Here is a 1,798-nt window from a genome sequence, read left to right as displayed (position 1 = left end):
GTCGCCCGCGACGGACAGGCGGTGGCGTGATGCCGGTGCTGCCCGCAGAGATCCAGAGCGCCCTGGAGCGGGACGCCGACATTCTTGCTTGGGTCTCGGAGCACCTGGTGCCGCTCGATTGGGTCGAGGTCCTGGAGAACACGCCCGAGGAGCCGGACTGGTTGGTCCCCTCGGTCTTCCTGTCGGGGGCCTCATACGCGGTGGTCGCCTCGGCGAAGGTCGGTAAGTCGCTACTGCTCCTCGACATCGCCTGCGCACTCGCCACCGGTCGGTCGGCGCTGGGCCAGCCGCCTCGCGATCCGGTGACTGTGCTGTACATCGACATGGAGAACACCGAGACCGACCTCGCGGACCGGGTGCGGGATCTGGGGTACTCGGCACGCGACTTCCGGCACCGGCTTCCCTACCTGTCATTCCCCAACCTGTCGGCCCTGGACACCCCGGAGGGCGGTCGGCAGGTTCACGCGGCCGCTCGGTTCTTCGGGGCCGATCTGGTCGTGATCGACACCCTGTCTCGGGTGGTGGACGGCGACGAGAACGAGGCCAACACCTACCAGGCGTTCTACCGTCACGCGGTGCTGCCGTTGAAGCGGGACGGCACTACGGTCGTCCGGCTGGACCACCTGGGCAAGGACACTTCGAAGGGTGCCCGAGGATCCAGCGCGAAGTCGGACGACGTGGACGCCATCTGGCTGTTGGACACCTACGTCGGCGACCGGTTGAAACTTAAGCGGGAGAACCAGCGCTCGAACCACCACCCCGAGTGCCTCGTTATCCAACGACGCCTGGACCCGCTGTGCCACGTGATCGCGGGCGACCATCCGGTGCAGGGGTCAGGAGAGGCTAAACCCGAAGACCTCGTGGGGGCGCTGGAGGCCCTCGGCGAGGCGACGGTCCGCCAGCTGACCGAGCGCCTGTTCCCGGGCGTCGAAGGCGAGGAGTTCGGCCGTGTTCGGTCGAAGGTGCACCGCTGGGTGGGCAACCTCGAAGGCCAGGGCCGGGTTGCCAGCGACGAACGCCTCACCGGGCGTCCCGGGGGGACGGAGAAAGTCGTCCGACTGGTCGCACAGGAGGCCGAGAAGTGACCGCCGTACAGCCTTACGCGGGGCATCTCGCGGAGTGGGTGCGTAAGAGGCGCGTAAGGGGTCAGCGTAAGGCTAGCGAGGGGGTCTTACGCTCAGCCTTACGCCAGCCTTTCGCAGCCTTACGCCGCAGGTCAGAGCCTTACGCATGCCTTACGGTTCGCCAGTCGTCGCCCATATTTCGGGGGCCAGCCTTACGCGCCCCCACCACCCACAGGGTGGGGGCGTTCGTAAGACCCCCGTAAGGGCTGTATTGCCAACATCCCCACTGCTCCGGAACGACACCCGGGGCCGACACCAACGACGCCCAGGAGGCGATCAGCATGACCGAACACAACAACGACTATGACTTCCGGCCCCTGCCGGTCGGTTGGTACTCAGTGCACGTCGATAAGGACGAAGACTGGGATTGCACGCTGAGTCCATGTCCGGGTCTGATCCGGAGAGGCGAGGTCTGGCTCCCCTCGACCGACTCGGTTGGCGACGGCGGACAGTCCTTCGATGAATACAGCCACGGCTTGCAGTTCAGGCCGGATTTGGCGCACATGCCAGGGGCGCTCGACATCAAGGAGGTCGATGGCGTGGAGCACGTCCGCCCCGAGTTCGCGAGTCACAAGCGCGTGATCGGGCCGGACACACCCTGGCCGATCTCCAAGATGGAGGCCTGAGGTGGCGAGGCACTGGGAGCAATCGGAGTGGCCCCGCCCATGGCCCCA

2 protein-coding genes are annotated in these 1,798 nt (G+C 66.5%); both read left to right on the top strand.

What is annotated here, in order from left to right:
- The coding region (locus tag G6020_RS13430; protein ID WP_182610962.1) for an AAA family ATPase at window positions 1-1,085 on the top strand (1,085 nt) is incomplete at its 5' end.
- Window positions 1,086-1,405: 320 nt separating this feature from the next.
- Window positions 1,406-1,750, top strand: coding sequence for a hypothetical protein (locus G6020_RS13425; protein WP_182610961.1), 345 nt, complete (start codon window positions 1,406-1,408; stop codon window positions 1,748-1,750).
- Window positions 1,751-1,798 lie beyond the last annotated feature (48 nt).

The sequence above is a fragment of the Dietzia sp. B19 genome (genome assembly GCF_014145155.1).
GTDB lineage: Bacteria > Actinomycetota > Actinomycetes > Mycobacteriales > Mycobacteriaceae > Dietzia > Dietzia natronolimnaea.
The sequence above is the reverse complement of the archived record's forward strand: the minus strand, read 5'-3'. Positions and strand labels throughout refer to the sequence as shown.

Bases quoted from the DNA above. Each gene is read 5' to 3' on its own strand.
- G6020_RS13425 (WP_182610961.1), top strand. From the start codon at position 1,406: ATGACCGAACACAACAACGACTATGACTTCCGGCCCCTGCCGGTCGGT.